A 23,504-nucleotide genomic window follows, 5' to 3' on the forward strand; every position below is an offset into this window, starting at 1 on the left:
CCCCATTTTTGTTTGTCTAATCCTCATGAATTCTGTTAATCAGCCCCAACTTTGTAAAAGACTCATCGACTAACTCTTTGAAAATAAGGCAATATGCTTTAATCTGGAGATAATAATCACAGGAAAAGTAATTCGATGACGTCGCCATTATCTACATTCCACATTCTAAAGCTATTGCTAAAAGCTGACTGGATATCAGACGAGCAGTTCGAGACTGCTAAGATTCACTTAAGACAAGTGGATCCCAAGTTGCATCCGGTTGAGCAGGTGGCGCACTTATCCCTAACGCGACATGACCATCATCAAAAAATCATTGATGAAGAGGTATTAACGCGTTTCCTAGCGGGCTTGTATAAACTGCCTTATTACCGAATTGACCCGTTGAAAGTTCATGTAGACGAGGTTACTCAAGTCATGTCTTACGCTTATGCGCAACGGCATAACATTCTAGCAGTTGAAGTTAACGAACAAGAAAATAGCGTCAAAGTCGCGGTCATGAACCCAGACGACTTGGGGTGGAGGGAAAGTTTAGGGCAGGTGGTGAGCAAAGATATTATCCCTGTGTTTGCTAATCCGGCGGCCATTAAACGTTATCAAAAAGAATTTTACCAATTGTCAGCTTCAGTGGCTGGGGCAAAAGGAACCAAACTTCAGAATGACACCAGTGTTACTAACCTTGAGCAGCTGATCGAGCTGAAGGGCAGTGATGAAGCCGATGCTAACGACAAGCACATCGTCCAAATCGTGGATTGGCTACTGCAATATGCGTTTAAAGAGCGAGCTAGCGATATACATATTGAGCCGCGCCGCGAAGTTGGGAAGATCCGTTTTAGAATCGATGGTGTTCTGCATAACGTTTATGAGTTGCCGATTGCGATTACTCATGCCGTTATTTCACGATTGAAAATACTTGGTCGCATGGATCTCGCTGAGCGAAGAAAACCCTTGGACGGTCGGGTTAAAACCAAAGCGCCTAATGGGCAAGAAATCGAATTGCGATTATCCACGTTACCCACTGCATTTGGCGAAAAATTTGTAGGTCGTATCTTTGATCCGACAGTATTAACTCGTGAATTTTCAGAGCTTGGTTTAGAACCAGAGACGGAACATACTTGGCGTGAAATGATTGGGCAGTCGACGGGGATTGTATTGCTCACTGGGCCAACCGGTTCGGGTAAAACAACAACCCTCTATACGTCATTAAAACTCTTGGCGACTTCGGAAGTTAACGTTTGTACGATAGAAGATCCGATCGAAATGGTTGATCCGAAGTTGAACCAGATGCAGGTTCATCATGATATTAACCTCGACTTTGCGGCTGGTGTAAAAGCTCTGTTACGGCAAGATCCCGATATTATTATGATTGGTGAGATTCGTGATCAGGAAACAGCACAAATGGCGGTGCAAGCAGCTTTAACAGGGCACCTTGTCATTTCAACGCTTCACACCAATGACGCGCCTTCAGCCATGACGCGATTGATTGAAGTTGGGGTCGAGCCCTATCTACTCAACGCCACCATGTTAGGGGTGATGGCTCAACGGCTGGTTCGAACGCTGTGTAACCATTGTAAGCGTCGAGTTGAGGTGAACTCGGATGCTTGGGATAGTTTAGTCGGGGATAACCTTAATGGAACCTTGGAAAAGCCAGAATATATTTATGAGCCGGCAGGTTGTGATGAATGTCGTCACACGGGCTATCAAGGGCGACAAGGCATTTATGAACTCATGAGCGTAACCGATGAGTTAAAAACCTTGGTGCATGATGATGCTGAAATCAGAACGTTACGCAAGCAGGCGCAAAAGCAGGGGATGAATTTGCTCAGAGTCAGTGGCGCTTACAAAGTCGCCCAAGGGCTCACGACTATTGAGGAAGTGTTAAGAGTGTCTCCGCGCGATAATAATTAGCGCTACAAGCTTTTGCAGTAAAGTAGTTGCAGTAAAACTACTTTACTGCTTATCTTCCTCGACGTCTACGTCGCCTTGCTGCTCCATGGCTTCTTCAATCACCTCTTCAGCTGGCTCGATGTCCTCCTCAGTGGTTTCTTCCTCTAATTCAATAATACCAGGCTTGGGCTCAGCTACCTTTTTCAATACTTGATAATAACGACGTATATTGTTGACGTATTTAACGGGTTCATCGCCACGGGCATAACCAAAGCGTGTTTTCGAGTACCACTTCTTTTGGCGCAATAATGGCAAGAATTTTTTGACCACTAACCACTTGTCGGGGTTTTCCCCTGCTTGATCGGCGAGTCTGCGGGCGTCTTCTAAGTGCCCAAAACCAACGTTGTAGCCCGCTAACGCAAACCAGGTGCGATCAGGATCGCCAATTCTCTCAGGAATTTTTTTCTTCATTAATCTAAAGTAATCTGCGCCACCCATAATGCTCTGTTTTGGATCGAGGCGGTTCTCGATACCCAGTTGGGCAGCCGTATCAAGCGTCAGCATCATCAAGCCTCTAACGCCTGTTGGCGAGCGTGCGTCAGGTTCCCAGTGAGACTCCTGATAACCCATGGCTGCCAAAAAGCGCCAATCCAAGTCATCGCCTGCTGCTTCATAGAAAAAAGGCTTAAACTCTGGAAGTTTGCTCTCAATCGCACGATGAAAAGCTCTGCTACCAACATAGTCGAATTTAGATAAATGTCCGTAATAACGTTCAACAAGGTACGATAAGGTGCCATCTTCTCTTATTTTACTGAAAAACTCGATAGCTTTGATGAATAGGCTATTGTCACCATTTTTATTAAACGCCCAAGCTAGCTCTTCGGGTTCTGATACGCTAAAAGCGACCGCTAATTCGGGCTGGACTTGGCGCATTAAGTCAAGCTCGTTGGAGTCGACGATGGTGTACTGAATCTCTCCTGCAAGCACCATATCCAGCAAGTCTTGAGAGGTTAAGTCCGAACGTTCGGTCCAGCTTAGCTCAGGGTAGTCTTTTTGGATGTCGTATAAGTCTTCAGAATGCGAGCTGTTTGCGATAATGGTTAACTGCTCGTCAATTTGTGAGAAGTCACGTGGTCTGTTATTGCCTTTTAGGTAAACTAGCTTACTGGTTATGCTTTGATAGGGAGGCCCAAAGCGTAAACGCTCTTGGCGCTGGCGCGTCACCGTCAGGCCTGCTGCAGCGAAATCGACTTTTCCTTGTTCGACTTCGTTGAGGATTTTGGCGATATCGTTATGCGTAACAATTTCTAAACGGACCCCTAAATCCTCGGCGAAAAGTTTTACCAGCTCGTACTCAAAGCCTGAGAAACCTTTCTCGCCAACTGACATGGTGGTTGGGGATATGCGACTGTAGACTTTGATATAGCCTTGTTCTTGGATTCGCTCCAGCTGCGTTTTTTGTTGATAATCGCAGGATACAAGACCCCCGAGAGAGAACAGGGTTAGCGCTAGAAAGCTCAGTTTTTTGTAGAAGCTTGTTATCATTAAAGATTATTACCTGATGAGCAACTACCCGCATTATGAAGGTAAATGCTAAAAAAGTGCAAATTTAAGCGTTTAAATTTCCTCAATGACTTATCAAAAAGTCCTAGATGGAGTAAAATTTGCCCACTAGTTGGTATCCACCCCTCACACAGTTTAGAAAAGCCGAGAAGTTTATGCTCATACTACGCGGAAATCCTGCCTATTCACAGTTCCAGAAACAACGTCTTTTAGAAGAAGCTAGCGCTATTGAACCTCGTATTGCTGAGGTCTATGGTGAGTTTGTGCACTATGTTCATGTTAGTGCTGAGCTTTCAGAAGACGAATTACAAGTCTTAGACCGTTTGCTGGAATATGGTCCTGACCGCACGGCGAGCGAACACACGGGACATCGTATGATTGTCGTCCCTCGTCCCGGCACTATCTCTCCTTGGTCATCAAAAGCGACTAATATCGCGCAAAACTGTGGCTTGAATAAAGTTATCCGTATTGAGCGTGGCGTTGCGGTTTATTTTAATAATCCGGAAGGCGAACCACTTAACGCTGAGCTGGCAGAGACGTTAAAACCTTTGGTGCATGACCGCATGACGCAGGTTGTGTTAACGCAGCATGAAGAAGCAGAGCAGTTGTTTGTCCAAGAAAGCCCTAAACCTTACTCAACCGTGGATATTCTCAACGGTGGTCGTGAGGCTTTAGAAGTTGCTAACGTTGAAATTGGGTTGGCTCTGGCGGAAGACGAGATTGATTACTTGGTGGAGAGCTTTACACAGCTGGGTCGAAATCCTGTAGATGTTGAGCTAATGATGTTCGCGCAGGCCAACTCAGAGCACTGTCGCCACAAAATTTTCAATGCATCTTGGACTATTGACGGGATTGAGAAAGACTTGTCATTGTTCAAGATGATTAAAAATACTTATGCCACTAACTCGGAAGGCGTCTTGTCGGCGTATAAAGATAACGCTGCCGTGTTTGAAGGCTTTAGTGCGCATCGCTTCTTCTCTAGCGCTGACACTTACGAATACCAGTATCATCTAGAGCCTGTTCACGTCTTGATCAAAGTCGAAACACACAATCACCCAACCTGTATTTCTCCTTATCCAGGTGCTTCAACAGGCTCTGGTGGTGAAATTCGTGACGAAGGCGCGACCGGAATTGGCGGTAAACCGAAAGCGGGTTTGACCGGCTTTACGGTTTCGAACTTGCGTGTTCCAGGTTATGAGCAGCCTTGGGAAACAGATTTTGGTAAGCCTGAGCGTATCGTAACGGCTCTGGACATCATGCTAGAAGGGCCGATTGGTGGTGCAAGCTTTAATAATGAGTTTGGTCGTCCAGCGATTAACGGTTACTTCCGTACATTTGAAGAGCAATTCGAATTTGAATACGGCACCGAAGTGCGCGGTTATCATAAGCCGATTATGATTGCTGGTGGTATGGGTAACATTCGCGAACAGCACGTTGAGAAAAAAGAAATTAAGCCGGGCTACAAAGTTGTGGTTCTAGGCGGCCCAGCGATGTTAATCGGTTTGGGTGGTGGTGCTGCCTCGTCGATGGCGTCAGGTTCGAGCCAAGAAGATTTAGATTTTGCTTCAGTGCAGCGTGATAACCCAGAGATGGAACGTCGCTGTCAGGAAGTGATTGACCGCTGCTGGTCAATGGGCGAGCGTAACCCCATTGAATTTATCCACGATGTGGGCGCGGGCGGTTTATCCAACGCAATCCCTGAGCTGGTACATGATGGCGAGCGTGGCGGTAAGTTTGAGTTACGCCGTGTGCCGAATGCCGAAAAAGGTATGGCGCCGGTAGAAATCTGGTGTAACGAAGCGCAAGAGCGTTACGTTTTAGCGGTATCTCCTGAGAATGTTGAACAATTCGAAGCGATTTGTTCACGCGAGCGCTGTCCGTTTGCGGTAGTGGGTGAAGCGACAGAAGAGTTACACCTTGAATTAAACGATGAGCATTTTGACAACAAGCCTGTCGACTTACCGATGGATATTTTATTCGGCAAGCCGCCAAAAATGCACCGTGAAGCCAAGACTTTATCGAAGCCATCAACCGAGCTTCCAAAAGTTGACGATATCAACGAGGCTGTGGACCGTATCTTGGCATTGCCAGCGGTTGCCGATAAAACGTTCTTAATCACCATCGGCGATAGAACCGTTGGTGGTATGGTGTCGCGCGACCAAATGGTTGGCCCATGGCAGGTTCCTGTGGCGGATTGCGCTGTGACGACTTCGACACACAACAGCTACACAGGCGAAGCCATGGCGATGGGTGAGCGTACGCCAGCGGCATTGTTGGACAGTGCGGCAGCAGCACGTATGGCGGTTGGTGAGGCGGTAACTAATATCGCAGCATCAAAGATTGATGACATTAAAAAGATTCGTTTATCGGCAAACTGGATGGCGGCTGCAGGCGCACCCGGCGAAGATGCGAATCTTTATGAAGCAGTGCAAGCCGTTGGTATGGAACTTTGCCCAGAGTTAGGCATTACCATTCCTGTCGGTAAAGACTCGATGTCGATGAAAACGGTGTGGGAAGAAGATGGTAAGAAGAAAAGCGTTACTTCGCCATTATCGTTAGTGATTACAGCGTTCGCGCCAGTGACTGACGTGCGCAAAAGTTTAACGCCACAACTTAGAACCGATATTGGTGACACTGAGTTATTGTTAATCGATCTAGGACGCGGTAAAAACCGTTTAGGTGCAACAGCTTTTACTCAGGTGTATAAACTATTAGGTACTGAGCCAGCTAACGTTGATTCAAGCGATGATTTGCGTAATTTCTTCAACGCCGTTCAAGGTTTAAATCAGTCTGGATTAGTCAGCGCTTACCATGACCGTTCAGACGGTGGCCTATTAACGACTCTCGTTGAAATGGGCTTTGCTGGTAACTGTGGCGTCAGCGTGGACTTAACTGGCCTAAACGGTACGGCAGAAGAAATCCTATTCAACGAAGAGCTGGGTGCTGTGTTACAAGTGCCAGCCTCTAAGCGCGAAGAAGTAGAAGCTCTATTGAAAGCGCATAATGTTGATGCCTTCAGCCACTTCATTGGCGTGCCAGCAGAAACTAAAACCTTCAGCGTGACTAAAGATGACCAAGACATCATTTCACGCGAGATGAAAGACTTACGCGCGATTTGGTCGGAACTAACCTTCCACATGCAAAAACTGCGTGATAATCCTCAGTGCGCTGAAGAAGAGTATCAAACCAAGCTAGACCTCGATAACCCAGGTCTTAAGCCACAACTGACTTTCGATATCCACGAGAACATTGCAGCGCCAATGATCAACGGTGGTGTTCGTCCGCGTGTTGCAGTATTGCGTGAGCAAGGCGTTAACAGTCACCTAGAAATGGCGGCGGCCTTAACTAAAGCTGGTTTCGAATGTATCGACGTTCATATGAGCGACATCTTAAGTGGCCGCGTAAGCCTAAAAGACTTTATTGGCGCCGTCGCTTGTGGTGGCTTCTCGTACGGTGACGTACTTGGCGCGGGTGAAGGTTGGGCTAAGTCAATTCTATTTAACAGCCGTGCTCGTGACGAGTTCGAAGCCTTCTTTAAGCGTGAAGACACTTTCAGCTTAGGTATTTGTAACGGCTGTCAGATGATGTCGAACTTGAAAGAATTGATTCCTGGTGCTGATCACTGGCCACACTTCGTGAAAAACGAATCAGCTCAGTTCGAAGCACGTTTCGCCATGGTTGAAGTTGCAAAATCACCATCGCTCTTTATGCAAGGCATGGAAGGCTCGCGCCTACCAATCGCCGTATCGCATGGTGAAGGCCGCGCACAATTCGCGTCAGCCGAAGCCGCTCAGCAAGTGAACGAATCAGGCTTAATCACAGCCCGCTACGTTAACAACTACGGCGACATCGCTGACACTTACCCAGCCAATCCAAACGGCTCACCACACGGTATTACCGGCCTAACTACGACAGACGGCCGCGTCACTATCATGATGCCACACCCAGAGCGTGTCGCTCGCACGGTGCAGAACTCGTGGAGACCGGATGAGTGGGCGGAAGATGGGGCTTGGCAGCGTATTTTCTATAACGCCCGCAAGCACATTGGCTAAATTTTAAATAGTCTTTTTCCTCCAATACTGCGTTATAAGACTTTTTCGAGGTGCTCACTTACTACTAGTAAGCTCCGCGCCTCAAAAAGTCTTATGCCTTGTCTTGAAGAAAAAATCCTGCTTTAAAAGTTATTGATAAGTTGTGATATCGCCTAGAAAGAAAAACTCTGTCTTTACTGTAAGTAATTGTTATCCTTTTTGATCCCATCCTGCAACTTGATCATTATCAAGAGTGATACGCAGCCCATATCGGTTACCGCCTTGATGGTTGTATTTCCAAACTTCTCTTTTTTTGGATTTGAGAACTTTTTGGTCTATATCATGCGGTTGACCTAACGAATCCAGCAGTTGTTCTGCAGTTTGACCTTGCCAAAAAGAACGTTTGATTAAAGCCTCAACAAGCTCTTCATCCTGGTATTTAAGCATTAATGCTTCTTTGTGTTTTGCTTTTCTTGAAATCTTGTACCAAACAGTCAAGCCTATGATTGATAGTACTATTATTGTAAGCGGAATCCAGCCTACAGATTCCCCTAGTTGTATCGCCCCATATATCGGAAGCCCTACCACTGCGAGTGCAGCAATCCCTTTAATTTCAGCTTTTGTCATCTGCTTTGCCACTTATCCCTCCTTGCATAACATACTATTTTATTGGACGAATCAATTCTTAAACCTTATACCTCCTCAAATAACTTTACAAGTTTGGAGAAGTTAGGTGTGTCAGGCTTGCTCCAGTTACCCCTTAAAGCTAGCCGAGTGAGGCAAAGTTATAGCGTAAATTGGGCAGGGAGAGCCCAATTTAATCAAAACGAGACAGGATGTCGAGTTTGATGGCGCGTGAGTAACTTTGTTGAGCGAGGGGAGTGCGAAGCACCTAGCGTCTGGGGTGGGCTTCTCTTTGGTTACTTTCTCTTGACCAGACAAGAGAAAGTAACTCGCTGAGTAGCGAAACCACTATTAATCTAAACTCCCGCCATTAAACTCGCGACTAAAGCGGTCAATAACACAGCTAAGATAACTTGCACAATGGCGATTAAAACACCTTTGATGAAGCTTGTGCCTAAAACGAGCATATAGGCAATGGCGGCGACAGGTACAGTGACTAGCCAGCCGTAGGTGTTGTCTAAATTTGGGAAGAAGTGGTTTACGCCATATTGGAATAGGGCGGAGACGATTAGGGCGAATAGGCAGTTGAAGAAGCCTGTATTTTTTGCGCCGATAAACTGTGCAGCGAACTTTAGTGGTAATACAAGTAGGACAACTATAATTATTAAACTGATTAATGCTTCCATATCCGGTTCCTTCTTTTATTTGACTAATGATTCTGATTGATTTTCTGACGCTTTTCTAAGGTTGATCATCAAACTAACACGATCCCTCTCAAACCGGTAACCAAAGCTGAGTAATTCTCCAAAGATTACGCCACAACCAAAGTCTTGGTTGCTGCTTAAGCTAGGGAGTTTCTCGATTCTTTGAGATATCCACTTTTCGGCTTGTTTATTCATCTTGCTATTTTCAGCTGTGACCTCTTGCCATACTTTGGGATACTGAGGCTTCACCTCAGTTTCAATTTCTCTAAGCGAAGTATGTATCTTCTTGACCAGGTTCGGAAAGTCTTTATCGAGCAGTTCTCCGCATGAGCTATTTTTAAACTCTTTATAGAGTTGAGCGGTCCCTACTAACTTTTCTAAATCTTTCTTTATAAACAGTTCGTAATCTGTGTTTGCTTCAGCAGCAAGCGGCGCTGTTAAGGTAAGGACAATGATAATGAAAGCCTTCTTAGTAAGATTCATGATGCTTTTCTCACAGAAAATAAGGTATAAACCATCATACCGATAAAGAATAGACCAAAGAAAACGCCGATATCTATTAATAGTTTGCCTATATCAAAAGGATCTTTGAACAAACTATAGTTAAAGTCCATAAAGTGAAAGATAACTTTTGAGCCAAAAAAAGCGATTAGGAAGGCGACAAAAATTTGCGCCATTGACGGTTTGTTTTTATTACTCATGGTATCTTCCTTTTATAACTGTACACATCTTACGTTTCTGGGGTCTCTATGTTGTTCAAGTGGCACGCAGAGAAGCTTTTGTTTGTCCAACTCTTCTTCTTTAATGAAGAAGCTACCTGTCTTGTAAGGGTTTAGTTTCGCTGTGTCGTGTCGCTCAAGGTATGCTTCATCGATTTTTGCATTATGAGGTTGTTGTAAGCGCCAGTTCAACACGGCTATTTTGGCGTCTAGATCGTGAAGCCTGATTGCATATGATTTATATGGCACAAGATCTATCAGAGACTGGGTATAACCAACATAGTTTCTAACGCTTTCAAGCAAAGTGTATTCCTCAACGTAATCAAACTTATAAGATACTTTATCCTCAGCAGTCATATAATCAAATAGCTTAAAATACTCTAAAAAATTAGTAAGTTTGTTAGCAGTCATATTTGGCTTTAGTAAGAATGGCATAATAAGCTTGTTCTGGTTTCGCATAAGATGTTTATTGACATAGTAATGAGAGAGCAAGTCAAACCTAACCGCTTTAGTTAAAGCTAATTCTTTTTTAGAAAGTCTGTCGCTAAGTCTGGTTTTTTTAAGGATATTCTCGCTATAGGCTAAGTTTTTAAACTCTAAAGTTTGGTTGAGTAAAGCTAAGTAGAACATCTTTTCTAGTAGCGTACCCGATTGAGCAAGCTTTTCCTTTAAAGCTGACTCAAGCTGCTTCAGAGTGTTTTGACCTGACTTACTGTTGTGAGCCAGAGACTTTAGGACTTTAATTAAAGTGACCTCATGTGCAAATCCTAAACCTTTATAATCAGGATTGCTTGACCAGTCATGAGCAGGATGGCTTTGATGATAGTTCGGGTAACTAATAAATGTTTCATACCTCTTAATGAGTATTGAGTTCTTTTCTATGATTTCATCAGCTAGATGTGAGTTAAGCAATAATGAAAAACAGTTTCTTTTATAGACTTGACAGTAATCTTGGGGTCTATAAGTAGCTAGTTGTTTCCCAGAAATATGGTAAGGTCTATCCTTCTGTTGAGGATTTGCTGATAGTGCTTTTTGATGAAGCTTTTTCCCTAGCGTTACAGGGTCTTTGTCTTTCGGCGCCATGATGCCGAGAAAGTAATAATAAGATTCACTGGGGGAGGCAAGCTCAGACTGTGTTTTCTGAATCCAGGCTTCAGTTTCTGGGATTAGCTCGTCATCGATTAAGAGTAACCCTAGAGGTATCGCTAGTATGCCCCCAATAACACAAAAGGCCATTAGAATTTTAGTAGAAAGCTTCATGCATATTATTCATTATTATTCCCGAGCCTTGAAGTATGCCACTCGATGATAGAAATTTCCAATCTATGCATAGTCCGTATAGATTGTATAACAAACACTTATCTTCAAAATTATGGAACACTGTGGCATAGTAAGCGAACTATTTTCTATCCCGCCCATGAGATATGTTTGAACCTAAATTGAATAGGTCTGCTTTATCCTTTATTGAGTCAGAAGCTGCGGAATCGTTGACGCGAATTAACCGTGGTGTGGAAAAAGAAAGCCTGCGCGTGACGCCTGATGGTTATTTATCAAAGAGACCACACCCTAAAGAGTGGGGCTCGGCGTTAACCAATCAATATATCACCACTGATTACTCGGAGGCTTTGCCTGAGCTGATTACGCCTGTGGCTCAAGGTCGCGAGGCTCCTCGCAAGTGGTTGGATGATATCCATAGTTATATTTATCAGCACATGGATGATGAAGTGCTGTGGGTGGGTAGTATGCCGTGTATTATGACCAAGGAAGATGATGTTCCGTTGGCGGAGTATGGTTCGTCGAATGTGGGCATGATGAAGCATGTTTATCGGCGTGGCCTTGGTTATCGGTACGGTCGATATATGCAGACCATTGCTGGGGTTCATTATAACTTCTCGCTACCGGATGAGTTTTGGCCCAGTTATCAACAGTTCTATGGTGACTCGTCCGAGTTACAGGACTTTATCTCGAATCAATACTTGGGGTTAATCCGCAATTATTTGCGATATTGCTGGTTACTTCCTTATTTATTCGGTGCGTCTCCTGCAATTTGTAAGTCGTTCATGAAGGGTGAGGGCGGTGCCTTCTTAACCGAGGACTCCGATGGCACCATGTATGGTGACTACTCGACCTCGTTGCGCATGAGTGATTTAGGGTATCAGAACAATGCGCAGGCGAAATTTTCTATTCGCCATAATGACTTACATGAGTACACTGCGGAGCTGGAAAGAGCAATTCGAACACCTGACGAGTTCTACCAAGAACTTGGTGTGAAGGTTGATGGTGAGTACCGACAGCTCAACGCCAATTTGCTGCAAATCGAGAATGAGTATTACGCCAAGATCCGTCCTAAACGTGTTATTAAAAGTGGTGAACGTCCGACACAGGCCTTGAACCGAGCGGGTGTGCAGTATATTGAAGTTCGCTCATTAGACTTAAATCCATTTGATCCGGTCGGTATCAGCCAGTCTCAAGTCGACTTTTTAGATGTGTTCATGTTGTTCTGCTTGTTACAGGAGAGCAAGAATCAGTCGGATCGTGAGAATGCAGAAAATGATGAAAACTTCCGTCGAGTGGTTTATTACGGACGCAAACCTGACTTGAATTTATTGCGAAATAACCGCTCTTTACCCCTAAAAGAGGCGAGTTTGCAGATTTTTGAGGAAATGCGTCCGGTTGCAGTCTTGCTCGATAAATGTAACCATACGCGTGCTTATACGAAGGCACTATCCGAAGCTATTGATATGGCAAAGGATCCATCAAAGACTTTGTCTGGCCTCTACTATGACGCTATAAAGCGTAGTGGTAAAGGATATTTTGGCTATACGATGGAGCTTTCTACAAAAGCTCAGCAACAGTTTTTATCACAAACAGTTGAGCCGCAAATACAGGAGTTATTTGCGCAAGAAGCTGAGAAATCAATCATTGATCAACAGTTGATTGAGAAGAGTGAAACGCTTAGCTTTGAAGAATATCTTGAGCAATACTTTGCAATATAGGTTGCTGATAAAGTTGTAGAGTAGGTTGTGCAAAACCATGCTCAAAGAAGCGTTGCTGAGTCAAACTAACTTAATTTTAGAGGAGTAGTATGGACTCTAACAGTACAGCATTATTTGAGCTTTGGGGAATGAGTATTGGTCCGATTGAAGTTGCTTTCGGACTTTACTTAATATTTATGCTAGCTATTGGCATCTGGGCCTATAAAAGAACTAATGATTCCAGCGATTACATGCTTGGTGGTCGTGGCTTAGGCGGTGCAGTAACGGCATTGAGTGCTGGCGCATCAGATATGAGTGGTTGGATTCTGATGGGGCTTCCAGGCGCGATTTACTTCTCCGGACTATCTGAGTCTTGGCTTGCTTTATTCTTAATCATCGGCGCTTACATTAACTGGAAGTTTATTGCCGGTCGTCTACGTTCTTACACTGAAATTGCTGACAACGCACTGACCTTACCGGATTACTTTGCTGGTCGTTTCCATGACGGCGGTAAGTGGTTACGTATTGCAGCGGTGGTTGTCATGATTGTGTTCTATGGCTACTACATTGGTTCTGGCTTAGTCGCAGGCAGTAAGTTGTTTGAATCAAGCTTTGGCTATGACTACAACACGGCGCTTTTAGTCAGCACTATCGTTATTATTTCCTATACCTTCCTTGGTGGTTTCTTAGCTGTGAGCTGGACTGACTTTTTCCAAGGTCTAATTATCGCGATTTCGCTGGTTGTAGCACCTGTTGTTTTGTTGGTCGAATACAACGGCTTAGCGGGTATTACCGAAGGCGTACAGAAAGCCGGTGAAGCCATGGGTAAAGATAACTTAGCGAGCTTTACCGCAGGCTTATTTGACGAAAACGGTGCTTTCCTTTGGATTACCTTCTTGTCACTGATGGCGTGGGGTCTCGGTTACTTCGGTCAGCCACACATCCTTGCTCGCTTTATGGCAATTAAGAGTGTTAATACTGTGCCGCAAGCACGTCGCATCGGTATGACTTGGATGGCGATTTGTGTATTAGGTGCTGTATTTGTTGGTTTTGCTGGTATCGCTTACTTCGGTGGTGACTTTGCAGCAAGCGAATACAAGCTATTAACGCAAGAAGAAGTGAATACACTTAATACTAGCGCTGGCGCTGAGAAAGTATTCCTATTGCTAACGCAAGCCCTGTTTAACCCATGGTTAGCTGGCTTCTTATTGGCAGCCATTATGGCGGCGGTGATGAGTACGATTGATTCGCAACTATTAGCGGTATCAAGCTCAGTAACAGAAGATATCTATAAGCCACACATGCGTCCAAATGCTTCTGAAAAAGAGCTGGTTTGGGTGAATCGTTTTGTGGTGATTCTAGTAGCGGGCATTGGTATTTGGGTAGCGCTAGGAGAAAGCAAAAACGTACTTAACTTAGTGGGACAGGCTTGGGCTGGTTTTGGTGCGGCCTTTGGTCCAGTGATTATCCTATCGTTACTGTGGAAGCACATGACCCGTCAGGGTGCGCTAGCCGGTATTATTGCTGGTGCGGTGTCAGTACTGGTCTGGGACTATATTGGTAGCAATACTGATATTGCTCTGTTCGACCTGTATGAGCTACTACCGGGCTTTATCATTGCTATGTTGACCATTTACATTGTTAGTAAATTGACGACGGTTGGTGAGCAAACCGCGAACCAATTCGAGTGGTACAGCAATGAATTCAAGAAGTACAAAAGCTAGTTCTGTCGCGTAAATAAAAAACGCCCTTTATTGGGCGTTTTTTTATACCTGTTATTATTCAAATACTTGAGTATCTCGCGCAAGATTTCCTACGATTGCTATGATAAAGTTGAAGGATAGGCTTTATTAACAAGGAGTTAATTATGTCACTGTATAATCATATTGCGGTTGCCGTTGACTTGCGAAAAGAAAGCAAAAAAGTCATCAAAAAAGCTCAAAATGTGTTGGCGGAAGGCGGGGTAATAGAGTTGCTTCATGTTGCCGAACCGATTGACGCTGGCTTGTGGGCTGGCGCACCTTTTGGCGCTGTGGTGGTTAATACTGAAGATCTTGAGCAGGAGGCTTTAAAGGCGAAGAAGAAGCGCTTAGAAAAGTTGGCTGAGCACTTCGGCATCTCAGAAAGCAAGCAGCATATTGAGATAGGCAAGCCTTCACGGGTGATTAAAAAATTTGCCGATGACCATAACTGCGATCTGATTGTTATTGGTACTCATGGTCAAAATGGCTGGGAGCTGCTACTGGGTTCAACCGCTAACGGTGTTTTGCACGGCGCTCCTTGTGATGTGCTTAGCGTTCAGATGAAGACCAAAGACTAAGCCATGACGGTTGCTTGTAAGCCCCCTTATAGCATACGCCTCATAGTGGCTCGACAATCCTCACCCTCTCACGTTACCAGCCCCGCTCTAGGGGCATCTACTGGATCTCCAAATAACGCTACTTAGTCAGCCGCTCTTTGAGCGTAACTCATGGAGCGATTTACCAGTACCGTTAAATACGCAGAATAACGCATATTTGACATTATACGGAAATAAGCGTAATTTATCGCATATACGTTATTTGGCGTATAGTTGCATTGCAAAAGCTTTACTTTTTAAGAGCAATGCAAAGTAGAGGTTAAGGTATGAGTGATAAAACTAGCTCGAGTGAAAAAAAAATCCCACAAGTCGCTGTAATTACAGGTGATATTGTCAATTCACAAAATAGTGAGCAAGGTGACGATTGGCTTTCTGCGCTAAAAAAACAGCTGTCGTACTATGGAGAAAGTCCTCGTGACTGGCAAATTTATCGTGGTGATAGCTTTCAACTGATTGTGTATAAAGCGGAAGATGCATTTGGTGTAGCGCTAAGGCTTAAAGCCGTGATTAAGCGTTATAAAGAACTGGATGTGCGCATGGCTATCGGTGTGGGTGATTTAGAGCATCATGCAGACCAAGTATTGCAGTCGAACGGCGAAGCCTTCGTGAATTCGGGGAGAAAGTTCGACTCGCTCAAAAAACAGACGCTTGCTGTAAAAACTCCCTGGCAAGATTTTGATAAAGCGATTAATCTGTTCATCAAGTTAGCGTTATTAACGATTGATGATTGGTCTGAAACCAGTGCTGAGGTGGTTGCGGCCAGTCTAGAGCATCCGCAGGCGACACAGAAAGAAATTGCGGCGCTATTAGCAATACCGCAAAGCCGTGTCAGTGAGCGTTTATCGCGCGCAGGTTATGACGCGATTCGAGATGTGGAAGAGTATTATCGAGCTGCGATCAAAGAGCGAATATAAGTGCCGAGAAGGTGTATTAAAACGAAACAGGGTAGGTCATGACCATACTATTATTAAAATTATTGATGGCACATTTAGTCGCTGATTTTTTAATCCAACCGCTATCATGGGTCAAAGACAAAGAGCGCAAAGCCTTTGTATCAAAAAAACTGGTATGGCACTCGCTAGTTCATGCAGCCTTATATGCCATGGCATTTGCATTTTCACCACAGTATTGGTTGGGATGGTTATTACTGGTGGTAACACATTATGTGATTGACGGCTTTAAGTCGGTCAGTAGCCGTTATATAAATCAAGAAGCTTCCTTATTCTTTAATCGAAGAAGTTTATTCATTATTGATCAGCTACTTCATGTCGTTATTATCGTCGCGGTAGTTGGTTACTACTTTCCTGAGCTCTATGATATTGCTATTGATGCAGAACAACTGTGGCTGCTGGCAATAGCTTTGTTGTTACTTACTCGTGTCTCGTCGATTATCATTAAAGTGCTGATATCTCGCTGGACTCCTTTAAGTGTCGATGACCCGGGCAACACAAATCACTCGTTAGCTAACGCTGGTAGCTATATCGGTTTTCTTGAGCGCTTATTCATTTTTGTATTTATTGTGACGGGACACTGGGAAGGCGTGGGTTTCTTGCTCGCTGCGAAATCAGTGTTCCGGTTTGGCGATCTGAAAGACGCTCATGATCGCCGTTTAACCGAGTATATTTTGATAGGAACCTTGATTAGCTTTGGTCTCGCCATCGCCATCAGTTTGGGTTATGTGTATTTCAAAGGACTAGTTTAATTCGCGTCCTGAATTAAGTCCTTAAAGTCTTCACGATAGTCGTTAAGGAACTCGATAAAGTGTTCGATCTGTTCATCAGATAAGGTGTTGAAGAGTTCGATGAGGTGGGTTTTGAAAACCTCCTGGTTTCGCTCTCTAAGTTGCTTAAGCTCAAGAGAGCTTAACTGACGGGGCTTGCGCAGTAAGCTATAAAGCGCTTTTTGGCCAGACTCAGTGCGGCGTTCTTGAAGTGCCAGATGGAAAGCTTCTCGCCACTTACTTAGATATTGACTTCTAAGCCCAAAAGTAGGTTGAGTGTTTTTAACCATGCTCTTAATAATGGTTTCCTGCTCTTCAGTAAGATCGTCAAACCACTCATCATAATAGTCGATAGCTTCCTCAAGCTCTTGCTCTGCCCGATCTTCTTTATCGGTATTTTGATACTCTTCGGCTTGCTCTTTTGCAGATGAGTTTATATTTTTAATCAACTCATCGACTTGCTTATCATTTAGAAGAGATAGCTCTTCAACAGCATCATCCAGAACTTGGTTTAAAATGGTCTGATAAAAATCAGAAAGACGATCACTGTAGCTGTCATAGGTTTGCTCTAAATTTCGTTTGCGAAGGTCGCTTGATAGATCTCCAATAAACTGATTATAGCGAGGAAGCTGTGTCGTTCTATGCCAGTAGGCGTGCTTTTCTACTAACGCTTCAATGCGCTCTTCTTGTGTAGAGCTTAAGGTCACGTAATCATCGGCGTACCAAGTCGATAACCAAGCAATGCGGTTATACCAAAACTGTAAGCCGCAGCCTTGTAAGGTCAGGAGTGTAAGCGTAATAATGATGATTCTTTTTGGGGACTTCAAATGTATATCCTCTTTTGCGTGTGTCTATAACCTAGGCAATTAACGGCTAATTAGCAAATATATCCTGTATCAAAATATAAATACTAAACGATAAGCCTGAATATTATGTGAATTTAAGGTTCGTCAGTTTCGTACTAATTGAGAAAAAAAACGGCTCGTAATACACTTAGCGATGATTTTATAGGGGCATGCCCTAAAGGACGTCATCACAAAATGATAAAGAGGATTCCATGAATACATTATTTACTGGCGGCTTATCGCTTAAGAAACTAGTCGTCGCTTCGCTGGTTTGGGGGGTGATTCTTACTGGGTGCTCAGACTCGGAGAAGAAAAGTGTTGCGAAGCCAAGCTTTGATATAGAACGAGTAACCGAGAGCGCTTGGTTATACAGCGCTTTGCCCGAAAATACGGTGGCTTATGCACGTATACCTAATCCATGGTCAGGTTTTTCAGCTAAGGATGATAGCTTTAAGTACGCATTAGGCAATCAGCATCATGTTGAAGCGGTTAAGCAGATTCAACAGGGCGTTCAGGATAATATCATCAGCAAGTTAGAGGATGAGGTTAAGCCTTTAGCGCAGTTTTATGTGGAGCATACTAAAGGCCCTGTCGAGATAGCGTTCGTTAGCCAGAATGGCCAGCCAGTTGTATTTATGGCAACGCGGTTAGATTATAGTGATGACAACAGTTTTAATGCAGCTTTTTCGGAATTGGTAAAAGCTATACCTAATGCCAGCGTGATGCCTCAAGAAGATCAAGCCACAGGTATCGTAAGCTTTGGGCCTGGCGCTGCCGTTTATTATCGTTATGACTCTAACGAGCGGCAACTGTTGTTAATTAGTGGCATGGGTTCCTCAGTAACAAGCCTTGAGAATGCAGCGTCGACCATAAAGCCTAACCAAAAGCATGAGATGTTAAAGCTGGAGCAGGAAATTGATTCCAGCCATGAAGGTTTGTTTGTCTGGGCTAGCCCTAAAAACGCTATGCCATTCATGCAAATGGGCTTGCCGCCGCAGAAGCTCGCCAAGCTAAAAGAATTTAGTCTTGATAAAGCGGAAGGTTTAGCATTTGGTTATGGCGTAAGTGGTGGTAAAACACGCTTAAAGTTATTGGTAGATATGCCAATTGATGATCAGAGCCGATATCTACCAGCGGTAAGTAATGATATTACAATTAAATCTGTCGGTACTCCAAAGTGGGCTTCTGTTATCTCTATTCCGACGGCTGAGCAGGCTAAAAAGTTGATCGATAAACTGCATCAGGAAGGTATTGACGGTGTTAAGTCTTGGGAAGCGATAAATCAAAATACACAAAAAGAGCTTGGCAGTAGCATTGAGACATTACTCAATACGTTTGGGCCCGAAGTTGTTATATTCAAAGATCGAGTTGGAATCTTCGCCGCGGTAACTTATACCCCGAGTGATGTTGCTGCTTTAATGAAAAAAGCACAAGAAACAGCGACGGTCGATTATAAGACATACCAGCAAGGTAATACTGAAATTCACCACTTGGCCATGTCGCCTATCGGCGATGGCTTGGGAGTGAACTCAAGCGATGGCTCTGAGTTTGGACCTACACTGCTCAGAAATTATAGAGAGAATGTATTTTGGACAATAGAAGGCAGTCAGGTAATTTTTGCTTCCGTCCCGCAGTTACTGTTGGAAAGACAAGAGCGTGGTGCAGACACTTCAGTAGCGGATTGGTTTAAAGCTGAGCAGGGGTATAATCCAGAAGGGACTTTACTGGGGTTCTCATCATCGGTTGAGGATTTATCGCGAAGCAGTTACCACTACTATCTTGAGTTATTGATGATTCTATCGGACCTATCAGGTGCTGAAGTAGACTTGCTTTCTTTCCCTACGGCAAATCAGTTAGGTTTCCCTGAAAAAGGAGCGATTAGTTTCGGCCTACGTTCAGACAATAACATCTTAGGGCTGGAGTTCGCTTTTGAGAATGGTGGGACTGACTTGTTACACGGTCTGGGCTCAACCAGCTCCATTGCTGTTATCGGTATCTTAGCGGCTGTTTCCATACCGGCTTATCAGGATTATACCGTTCGTGCTGAAATGTCTGCGGCGACTTATGCCGCTGAAGCAGTGAAGGTGCAAATTACAGAGGCCTTGATTCTTGGGGCTGAGGTTGAGGACTTGGATAATGGCTTTGAAAGTATTCAAGCAGCAGAAGATTATGAAAATTCAGTGATTGAGAAGATTGTGGTCAATGATGGCGTCATTACGATGTTCTTTAAAAACGATCGCTTAGGCTATGGCCCTCAGACTTTAGTGTATGTACCGATGTTTGATGGAGACCGAATTACCTATTGGGATTGTACTGGTGGTACGGTTGAAGAAAAGTATCGACCGGTTCAGTGTCGATAATGCTTGATGCTAAATAAAAAAGGTGAGCATTTGCTCACCTTTTTTATGCTCGAAGAAAATTATTAAGCAACGATGTCTAATAATTCAATATCGAATACTAATGCTTGGTAAGGACCAATGGCACCACCAGCACCACGCTCACCATAAGCAAGGTTATATGGAACATAAAGTTTCCACTTAGACCCTACAGGCATTTTTTGCAGTGCTTCAGTCCAGCCAGGAATCACGCCGCCAACAGGGAACTCAGCAGGCTCACCGCGTTTATAAGAGCTATCGAACTCTTGGCCATTTACTAATGTGCCTGCGTAGTGTGTTTTAACCGTAGACTCAGCTGTTGGGATCTCGCCAGAGCCTTCTGTAATCACTTCGTATTGAAGGCCGCTGTCTAAAACAGTGACTTCATCACGCTTAGCATTTTCAGCTAGAAAAGCTTCGCCTTCAGCAGCAAATTCCTTTGCTTTTTGGGCGTTTTCTTCTTCAACGATCTTTTGAATTTCTTGGAAGGCCGCGTTTAGGTCTTCGTTAGAAACTTGAGATTCGTTGCCAGCGAAGGCGTCTTGGATGCCAGCGATAACTGCATCAATAGTAACGCCTGGGAATGCGCCGCTGACCTGTTGGCCCATTTGAAGGCCTATACCGTATGAAGCCTTTGCTTCAGTTGTAGAAAAATCTGTAGTTGACATGGAGTCTCCGTCATAGGTGTCTAAGAAGTTCTAATGGGGGTTATTTCCAATTTTTAAAGCCGATAGACATTTATTCTTAGGAATTAATGTAAAAACCTAAATCATGGCTAGTATCGGCAGTTGGTTTTGGCATAATACGCAGTCTAATCGATGCTGGCTTTGTCTTATGTGGTTTAAAAACTGTTTTATTTATTATCTCAGCTCAGAATTTGAGCACTCAGAAAGTTCTTTGGAAGAAAGTCTTAAAAATCAAAGCTTTAAAGAAATAGGCAGGCAAGAGACCGACGCTTTTGGCTGGGTATCGCCGTTAGGAAGAGGCCATGAAAGCTTGGTCTACTGTGCCAATGGAGCTTTTTTACTGTCGATGCGCAAAGAGCAAAAAGTCATTCCTGCCAGCATGGTCAAAGAAGCGTTGGAAGATCGAGTCGCTCAAATTGAAGATGCTGAAGGAAGGAAAGTTTATGGCAAGGAAAAAGCCAACCTGAAAGACGATATTCTGAGCCTACTAAAACCTAAAGCCTTAACAAAGTCTAATCATGTCTATGGGTATATTGATACTCGGCATGAATTATTAGTGGTGAATGCGGGCAGTGCTAGTGCTGCGGATGCTTTTGTTGAACTTCTGATTGAGTCCTTAGGTTCATTGGGTGCTGTACGCCTGATGGGCGAAGAAAGTCCAGGGTCCATCATGAATCAGTGGGTTTTGGGCGGCTTGCCGAGCAATCTGGAGCTCACCGGACAGTTTGATTTACAAGATCCCAAAGATGACCGCGTGATCAAGATTAAAGGTGAGCAAGATTTAGAACTGGTCAAAGAGTTGCTGGAAGATGGCTTCTGGGTGCAAAAAATGGGGCTACGCAAGCCTGATGAGTTTAGCTCTGTGCTAACAAGCGACTTATTGCTGAAGAGCCTTAAGTTTGATGATGAGTTGTTAAAAGAGAACGATGATATCGATTCACAAGATAAATTGGCACGTTTAGATGCTGATTTTGTGTTAATGACGCAAACTATGGCACAATTCATTAAAGAGTTAATGCAACATTTCAAAGTCAATACGGACAAAGAATGATTGAGCACGATAAAAGCCTGACAACAGAGCAGAAAGCGTTAGCGGTTAATCTTAATAACCAACAGTACGGCACATTTGTTGAAATCGGCGCGGGGCAAGAAGTTGCACGCCAGTTTTTTTCAGCGGGCGCGGCTGCGGGTACGGTTGCAAAAACCATGTCTGCTTATGATATGCAGGTCAGTGATGATATCTATGGTAAAGCTGGGCGTTACGTTAGTCGCGAACGCTTAGAGCAGATGCTCGATTATGAATATGACTTATTGCACAAGCGCTTAGACGCTGTGCGCCCAGAAGAGACCTTATATTTCAGCTATGCGGCTACAGTGACGGCAAAAAGTTATAGCCAGAAGAATGAGTGCCATGGTTGGATAGGTATTCGACTTCAGCTTGAGCCAGGTGCTCCCGCTAGCGAAATTCTGATGCACGTTAGGATGCTGGATGACACCAATCGTGAGCAATCCGAAGCCTTAGGTATTTTAGGCGTTAACGTGGTTTATGGTGCCTTCCACTACCATCAAGAACCCAAAGTTTTCATTGAGTCTTTGTTGGATAACCTGATTAACCCATTTGGTCAAAAGCGAATTGAGATTGATTTGATCCATTTCTCAGGCCATCACTTTGAATCAGTCGAAAACCGTCTAATGAACCTACATTTGGTTCGCTCATGGTGTTGTCGTGCCGTCATGTTTGATGCCAAAGGCAGCTCTGAAGTGCCGATGAGCCTGCTTCGTAAAAAAGATGTCTTGGTCATTCGTGGGTCATTTAAGCCACCGACTAAGGTCCATGTGGATATGACTGAAGCGGCGATGAAGCAATTCCTCGAAGAAGAGGGCGTGCAAAACGATAAGGTGTGTACTGTCGCAGAAATTACCATGGCGGAGCTGGATAGTGATGTTGAAACCGAAGACGCAGACTTCTTAGCGCGAGTCGATTTGCTGAACAAGCTTGGTTATAACGTATTAATTTCTGATTACCTCCGTTTCTTTAGACTACGATCTTGGATGCGTCGCTATACGCAAAACCGAATCGGCATTGTGCTGAGTATTCTAGACTTCGATCAGCTGTTTGACGCTAAGTACTATAAAGGTCTAGAAGGTGGCATCCTTGAGGCTATGGGTAAGCTATTTTCGGGTAACACCAATGTATATGTTTACCCCACACGTCGTGATAATACCTTGATTACGTTGGACAATGTTGAGGTTGATGATGATGCCAAATATATTCTTAAGCATTTAACTCATAACAAGTTATTAGTGCCGGTTAAAAACTGGAACGACAAACACTTACACATTTCAGCGCGCCATATTGCAACCAAGATCCCTCTCGGACAAGGTGATTGGGAGCAGCAGCTACCCGAAGAAATCCGAGAAGAAATCAAAGCGCGATGTATGTTTGGTTATTGTGAGTTACCAGAGGAGTAATGCAGTCTGAAGTGTGCCCCTGTGGCAAGACAAGTAACAAAACCCCTCTAAAGTATGAGGAGTGTTGCCAGCCGCTACACTTAGGGGAGAAGGTGGCGACAACGCCTGAGCAACTGATGCGGTCACGGTATAGCGCCTATTATTTTGCTTTAGGCCAGTATATCCATGATACTCATCATCAGGATTTCCGTGGCAACACTAGCCCAGAGGAATTTACTCAAAGCGCTCAATCCACTCGGTGGTGCCACTTAGAGGTCGTGGAGAGCTCGCAACAGAAACACTCTGGCGTTGTAGAATTTAAAGCGAGCTTTATTGATAAAGATAAACTCCATACCCTTCATGAAATTTCAAACTTTGTGTTAGAAAACGGTTACTGGTTCTATACCGATGGTCAGTTTCAGCCAAAATCCTCTGAAAAAATTAACAGAAACCAATCATGTCCTTGTGGCAGTGGCTTAAAAGCAAAGCGCTGCTGCCTTTAACCCCCTCAGTTTTATAAGCGACTAAACCTTTTCCCTTCACTGAGCATCTAATGTAGATTAGATGT

19 protein-coding genes are annotated in these 23,504 nt (G+C 44.1%); 11 read left to right on the top strand and 8 right to left on the bottom strand.

Annotation, left to right across the window (positions count from 1 at the left end; translation table 11 throughout):
- The first annotated feature begins 135 nt into the window (after positions 1 to 135).
- The gene (locus TQ33_RS03285; protein ID WP_046560802.1) at positions 136 to 1,905 is read left to right on the top strand and encodes a GspE/PulE family protein; all 1,770 of its coding nucleotides are present in this window, start codon (positions 136 to 138) and stop codon (positions 1,903 to 1,905) included.
- A 42-nt stretch (positions 1,906 to 1,947) separates the two neighbouring features.
- Here the strand turns inward: TQ33_RS03285 and mltF are convergent, their stop codons facing one another.
- Positions 1,948 to 3,429 (bottom strand): membrane-bound lytic murein transglycosylase MltF, encoded by a 1,482-nt coding sequence (mltF, locus tag TQ33_RS03290; protein WP_084616905.1) that lies wholly within the window; start codon positions 3,427 to 3,429, stop codon positions 1,948 to 1,950.
- 173 nt (positions 3,430 to 3,602) lie between these two features.
- On the opposite strand from mltF, the gene purL reads away from it, so the two are divergent.
- Complete coding sequence (gene purL, locus TQ33_RS03295; protein ID WP_046560803.1) at positions 3,603 to 7,499, top strand: phosphoribosylformylglycinamidine synthase; 3,897 nt, start codon at positions 3,603 to 3,605, stop codon at positions 7,497 to 7,499.
- A 189-nt stretch (positions 7,500 to 7,688) separates the two neighbouring features.
- Here the strand turns inward: purL and TQ33_RS03300 are convergent, their stop codons facing one another.
- From TQ33_RS03300 to TQ33_RS03320, 5 genes are all read right to left on the bottom strand, one after another.
- Positions 7,689 to 8,117: a hypothetical protein gene (locus TQ33_RS03300; RefSeq protein ID WP_218915784.1), complete on the bottom strand. Its 429-nt coding sequence runs from the start codon at positions 8,115 to 8,117 to the stop codon at positions 7,689 to 7,691.
- Positions 8,118 to 8,458: 341 nt separating this feature from the next.
- Positions 8,459 to 8,788 carry a hypothetical protein gene (locus TQ33_RS03305; protein WP_046560804.1) on the bottom strand — a complete coding sequence of 110 codons (330 nt, stop codon included), beginning with the start codon at positions 8,786 to 8,788 and terminating at the stop codon, positions 8,459 to 8,461.
- Between the two features lie 15 nt (positions 8,789 to 8,803).
- Positions 8,804 to 9,289: a hypothetical protein gene (locus TQ33_RS03310; RefSeq protein ID WP_046560805.1), complete on the bottom strand. Its 486-nt coding sequence runs from the start codon at positions 9,287 to 9,289 to the stop codon at positions 8,804 to 8,806.
- Positions 9,286 to 9,507 (bottom strand): hypothetical protein, encoded by a 222-nt coding sequence (locus TQ33_RS03315; protein WP_052735176.1) that lies wholly within the window; start codon positions 9,505 to 9,507, stop codon positions 9,286 to 9,288. Before TQ33_RS03315 ends, TQ33_RS03310 begins: the two co-directional genes overlap by 4 nt.
- Before the next feature lie 12 nt (positions 9,508 to 9,519).
- Complete coding sequence (locus TQ33_RS03320) at positions 9,520 to 10,608, bottom strand: hypothetical protein (protein WP_144405939.1); 1,089 nt, start codon at positions 10,606 to 10,608, stop codon at positions 9,520 to 9,522.
- Positions 10,609 to 10,949: 341 nt separating this feature from the next.
- Between TQ33_RS03320 and gshA the strand changes: the two genes are divergently transcribed.
- The 5 genes from gshA (at position 10,950) to TQ33_RS03345 (ending at position 16,561) form a co-directional block, all read left to right on the top strand.
- Positions 10,950 to 12,521: a glutamate--cysteine ligase gene (gshA, locus tag TQ33_RS03325; protein WP_046560807.1), complete on the top strand. Its 1,572-nt coding sequence runs from the start codon at positions 10,950 to 10,952 to the stop codon at positions 12,519 to 12,521.
- A gap of 89 nt (positions 12,522 to 12,610) precedes the next feature.
- The gene (gene putP / locus TQ33_RS03330) at positions 12,611 to 14,224 is read left to right on the top strand and encodes a sodium/proline symporter PutP (protein ID WP_052735177.1); all 1,614 of its coding nucleotides are present in this window, start codon (positions 12,611 to 12,613) and stop codon (positions 14,222 to 14,224) included.
- 143 nt (positions 14,225 to 14,367) lie between these two features.
- The gene (locus tag TQ33_RS03335; RefSeq protein WP_046560808.1) at positions 14,368 to 14,820 is read left to right on the top strand and encodes a universal stress protein; all 453 of its coding nucleotides are present in this window, start codon (positions 14,368 to 14,370) and stop codon (positions 14,818 to 14,820) included.
- Between the two features lie 305 nt (positions 14,821 to 15,125).
- On the top strand, positions 15,126 to 15,773 hold the full coding sequence (locus TQ33_RS03340) for a SatD family protein (protein WP_046560809.1): 648 nt from the start codon (positions 15,126 to 15,128) through the stop codon (positions 15,771 to 15,773).
- Positions 15,774 to 15,811: 38 nt separating this feature from the next.
- A complete protein-coding gene (locus TQ33_RS03345) occupies positions 15,812 to 16,561 on the top strand; it encodes a DUF3307 domain-containing protein (RefSeq protein ID WP_046560810.1) in 750 nt (249 codons plus the stop codon).
- Here TQ33_RS03345 and TQ33_RS03350 read toward each other — a convergent pair.
- Entirely contained in the window at positions 16,558 to 17,406 is an 849-nt protein-coding gene (locus TQ33_RS03350; protein WP_052735178.1) for a DUF6279 family lipoprotein, read from the bottom strand. The two genes, TQ33_RS03345 and TQ33_RS03350, sit on opposite strands and share 4 nt — an antisense overlap.
- Before the next feature lie 230 nt (positions 17,407 to 17,636).
- Between TQ33_RS03350 and TQ33_RS11605 the strand changes: the two genes are divergently transcribed.
- A complete protein-coding gene (locus tag TQ33_RS11605; RefSeq protein ID WP_052735179.1) occupies positions 17,637 to 19,784 on the top strand; it encodes a pilin in 2,148 nt (715 codons plus the stop codon).
- 62 nt (positions 19,785 to 19,846) lie between these two features.
- On the opposite strand, the gene TQ33_RS03360 is transcribed toward TQ33_RS11605, so the two are convergent.
- Positions 19,847 to 20,467 (bottom strand): FKBP-type peptidyl-prolyl cis-trans isomerase, encoded by a 621-nt coding sequence (locus TQ33_RS03360; RefSeq protein ID WP_046560812.1) that lies wholly within the window; start codon positions 20,465 to 20,467, stop codon positions 19,847 to 19,849.
- Positions 20,468 to 20,633: 166 nt separating this feature from the next.
- Between TQ33_RS03360 and TQ33_RS03365 the strand changes: the two genes are divergently transcribed.
- Genes TQ33_RS03365 through TQ33_RS03375 form a run of 3 tightly spaced genes read left to right on the top strand, consistent with a single transcriptional unit; the run spans position 20,634 to position 23,439 of the window.
- Complete coding sequence (locus TQ33_RS03365; RefSeq protein WP_046560813.1) at positions 20,634 to 21,536, top strand: recombination-associated protein RdgC; 903 nt, start codon at positions 20,634 to 20,636, stop codon at positions 21,534 to 21,536.
- Positions 21,533 to 22,957 (top strand): hypothetical protein, encoded by a 1,425-nt coding sequence (locus TQ33_RS03370; protein WP_046560814.1) that lies wholly within the window; start codon positions 21,533 to 21,535, stop codon positions 22,955 to 22,957. The genes TQ33_RS03365 and TQ33_RS03370 overlap by 4 nt, the downstream gene beginning before the upstream one ends.
- Positions 22,957 to 23,439 carry a YchJ family protein gene (locus TQ33_RS03375; protein ID WP_046560815.1) on the top strand — a complete coding sequence of 161 codons (483 nt, stop codon included), beginning with the start codon at positions 22,957 to 22,959 and terminating at the stop codon, positions 23,437 to 23,439. The genes TQ33_RS03370 and TQ33_RS03375 overlap by 1 nt, the downstream gene beginning before the upstream one ends.
- The last annotated feature ends 65 nt before the right edge of the window (positions 23,440 to 23,504 follow it).

Source organism: Kangiella geojedonensis (assembly GCF_000981765.1).
Taxonomy (GTDB): domain Bacteria; phylum Pseudomonadota; class Gammaproteobacteria; order Enterobacterales; family Kangiellaceae; genus Kangiella; species Kangiella geojedonensis.